The 3,862-nt window shown below is 65.2% G+C and carries 3 protein-coding genes; all 3 read left to right on the forward strand.

What is annotated here, in order from left to right; translation table 11 throughout:
- On the forward strand, window positions 1-410 hold a 410-nt coding region (locus tag MOV75_RS30145), incomplete at its 5' end, for an NADH-ubiquinone oxidoreductase-F iron-sulfur binding region domain-containing protein (RefSeq protein ID WP_309486975.1).
- Window positions 411-420: 10 nt separating this feature from the next.
- Complete coding sequence (gene fdhF / locus MOV75_RS30150) at window positions 421-3,294, forward strand: formate dehydrogenase subunit alpha (protein WP_246929686.1); 2,874 nt, start codon at window positions 421-423, stop codon at window positions 3,292-3,294.
- 4 nt (window positions 3,295-3,298) lie between these two features.
- The coding region (locus tag MOV75_RS30155) for a formate dehydrogenase accessory sulfurtransferase FdhD (RefSeq protein ID WP_247007145.1) at window positions 3,299-3,862 on the forward strand (564 nt) is incomplete at its 3' end.

Below are 3,862 nucleotides of genomic sequence, written 5' to 3' on the forward strand. Positions count from 1 at the left end.
GGCCCCTCGGCGCCTATTTCCCGCGCGCACTGTTCGACACGCCGTTCGACTACGAGGCCTTCGCCGCGCGCGACGGCCTGATCGGCCATGGCGGCATCGTGGTGTTCGACGACAGCGTCGACATGCGCAGGCAGGCGCGCTTCGCGATGGAGTTCTGCGCGGTCGAATCCTGCGGCAAGTGCACGCCGTGCCGGATCGGCTCGACCCGCGGCGTCGAGACCATCGAGAAGATCATCAACGGCGAGCGCGTGCACGAAAATCTCGCGCTGGTCGAGGACCTCTGCAACACCATGAAATTCGGCTCGCTCTGCGCCCTCGGCGGCTTCACGCCCTACCCCGTGCTCAGCGCATTGAAGCACTTCCGGGAGGACTTCATCCCGGCGCCGACCACGCTTCAGGCCGCGGAATAGGAGAACGACAATGTCTCTGATCGAAGAAATCGACTTCGGCACGCCGCGTTCGAAATCGGAAACGATGGTGACGCTGACCATCGACGGCAATGAGGTGACGGTGCCCGAGGGCACCTCGATCATGCGAGCCGCGATGGACGCCGGCCATCAGATCCCAAAGCTCTGCGCCACCGACATGGTCGACGCGTTCGGCTCCTGCCGGCTCTGCCTCGTCGAGATCGAGGGCCGCGCCGGTACGCCGGCGTCCTGCACCACGCCGGTGATGTCGGGCCTCGTCGTGCACACCCAGACCGAGCGACTCAAGAAGCTGCGCAAGGGTGTGATGGAGCTCTACATCTCCGACCATCCGCTCGACTGCCTCACCTGCGGCGCCAACGGCGACTGCGAATTGCAGGACATGGCCGGTGCAGTCGGCCTGCGCGATGTGCGCTACGGCTATGAGGGCGAGAACCACGTCTTCGCCAAGTCGGACGGTTGCAGCAACGGCCACTGGATGCCGAAGGACGAGTCCAATCCGTACTTCACGTACGATCCGTCCAAGTGCATCGTCTGCTCGCGCTGCGTCCGCGCCTGCGAGGAGGTGCAAGGCACCTTCGCGCTGACCATCTCCGGCCGCGGCTTCGACAGCCGGGTCTCGCCGGGCATGAGCGAGAGCTTCCTCGGCTCCGAATGCGTCTCCTGCGGCGCCTGCGTGCAGGCCTGCCCGACCGCGACACTGACCGAAAAATCCGTGATCGAGATCGGCCAGCCCGAGCACTCCGTCGTCACCACCTGCGCCTATTGCGGCGTCGGCTGCACCTTCAAGGCCGAGATGCGCGGCGAGGAAGTCGTGCGCATGGTGCCGTACAAGGACGGCAAGGCTAATCGCGGCCATTCCTGCGTCAAGGGCCGCTTCGCCTGGGGCTACACCAACCACAAGGAACGCATCCTCAACCCGATGATCCGTGAGCGGATCGATGATCCCTGGCGTGAAGTCTCATGGGATGAAGCGTTCTCGTTCGCCGCGACGAAGATGCGTGGCATCCAAAAGAAGTACGGCCGCGACGCTATCGGTGGCATCACATCGTCCCGCTGCACCAACGAAGAAACCTATCTGGTGCAGAAGCTGATCCGTGCCGGCTTCGGCAACAATAATGTCGACACCTGCGCCCGCGTCTGCCACTCCCCGACCGGCTATGGCCTCTCGACCACGTTCGGCACCTCGGCCGGCACGCAGGATTTCGACTCGGTCGAAGACACCGACGTCGTCGTCATCATCGGTGCCAACCCCGCTTCGGCCCATCCCGTGTTCGCCTCCCGTCTGAAGAAGCGGCTGCGCCAGGGCGCCAAGCTGATCGTGATCGATCCGCGTCGCACCGAGATGGTGGAATCGCCGCACGTGAAGGCGCTCCACCTGCCCTTGATGCCGGGCACCAACGTCGCCGTCATGACCGCGCTGGCGCATGTGATCGTGACCGAAGGCCTCGCCAACGAAGCCTTCGTGCGCGAGCGCTGCGACTGGAGCGAGTTCGAGGAATGGGCGGCGTTCGTCGCACAGCCGAACAACAGCCCGGAAGCCACCGCGATCCTCACCGGCGTCAATCCGAAGGACCTGCGCGAAGCAGCCCGCACTTACGCGACCGGCGGCAACGGCGCAATCTATTACGGCCTCGGCGTCACCGAGCACAGCCAGGGCTCGACCACCGTGATCGCGATCGCAAACCTTGCGATGGTCACAGGCAATATCGGCCGCCCCGGCGTCGGCGTGAACCCGCTGCGCGGGCAGAACAACGTGCAGGGCTCCTGCGACATGGGCTCGTTCCCGCATGAGCTGCCCGGCTACCGCCACATCTCCGGCGATGCCGTGCGCGACCAGTTCGAGGCGCTGTGGAACGTCAAGCTCAATCCTGAGCCGGGCCTGCGCATCCCCAACATGTTCGATGCCGCGGTCGAAGGCACGTTCATGGGGATCTACGTGCAGGGCGAGGACATCCTCCAGTCCGATCCCAACACCAGCCACGTGGTGGCGGCGCTGTCGGCGATGGAATGCGTCATCGTCCACGACCTCTTCCTGAACGAGACCGCGAACTACGCCCATGTCTTCCTGCCCGGCTCGAGCTTCCTCGAGAAGGACGGCACCTTCACCAATGCCGAGCGGCGCATCCAGCGCGTGCGCAAGGTGATGACACCGAAGAACGGCATGGCCGACTGGGAGGTCACCATCGGCCTCGCCAAGGCGATGGGCTTCGAGATGAACTATAGCCACCCGTCCGAGATCATGGACGAAATCGCTGCGCTGACGCCGACCTTTGCCGGCGTCTCCTACGCCAAGCTCGACGAGCTCGGCTCGGTGCAGTGGCCCTGCAACGACAAGGCGCCCGAGGGCACGCCGGTGATGCATATCGACGGCTTCGTCCGCGGCAAGGGCAAGTTCGTCGTGACCGAGTATGTCGCAACCGACGAGCGCACCGGCCCGCGCTATCCCCTGCTGCTCACCACCGGCCGCATCCTCAGCCAGTACAATGTCGGCGCGCAGACGCGGCGTACCGAGAATGTGGTGTGGCATGCCGAGGACCGGCTGGAGATCCATCCCCACGATGCCGAACAGCGCGGCGTGCGCGAGGGCGACTGGGTGCGCCTGAAGAGCCGTGCCGGCGAGACCACGTTGCGTGCGGAGATCACTGATCGCGTCGCGCCCGGAGTCGTCTACACCACCTTCCATCATCCGGACACGCAGGCCAACGTCATCACGACGGAATATTCGGACTGGGCGACCAATTGCCCCGAATACAAGGTCACGGCGGTGCAGGTGTCGCCCTCGAACGGCCCCTCCGACTGGCAGAAGGCCTATGACGCGCAGGCGCGCCAATCGCGTCGCATCGCGCCGGCCGAAGCCGCGGAGTAACGGCATGCACGTAGCGGTCCAGGCGATCGATCGCGGAATCTGGCGCAACGGTGCGGCGTCCGAAGGAACGCGATTCATTCCGGAGGAGACACCGCTGGCGCTGACCTATAATGGCGGCACCTATGCCGTCATGATGGGGACGCCGCAAAATCTGGAAGACTTTGCGGTCGGCTTCAGCCTGAGCGAAGGCATCATCAAGTCAGTCGACGACATCAAGTCGCTCGAGATTGTTCGTCTCGATGACGGCATCGAGCTCAGGATGTGGCTGGCGCCGGAAGACGCGGCGCTCATCAGCGAGCGCCGCCGCCATGTCGCGGGACCCACCGGCTGCGGCATCTGCGGCATCGAGTCCATCGCTGAAGCCGTGCGGCCTGCGGCGGTGGTGTCGCAGGGGCAGAGCTTCACGCCGGGAGAGATCATGGCGGCGATGCAGGCCATCGCGCCGCTGCAATCGATCAATCTGCAGACCCGCGCCGTGCACGCCGCCGCATTCTGGTCCCCCGCCGGAAGCATCGTCGCGTTGCGCGAGGATGTCGGCCGCCACAACGCGCTGGACAAGCTCGCGGGC

The organism is Bradyrhizobium sp. PRIMUS42 (assembly GCF_023006515.1).
Lineage (GTDB): Bacteria > Pseudomonadota > Alphaproteobacteria > Rhizobiales > Xanthobacteraceae > Bradyrhizobium.

Coding starts and splice junctions, on each gene's coding strand:
- fdhF (WP_246929686.1), top strand. CDS start 421: ATGTCTCTGATCGAAGAAATCGACTTCGGCACGCCGCGTTCGAAATCG.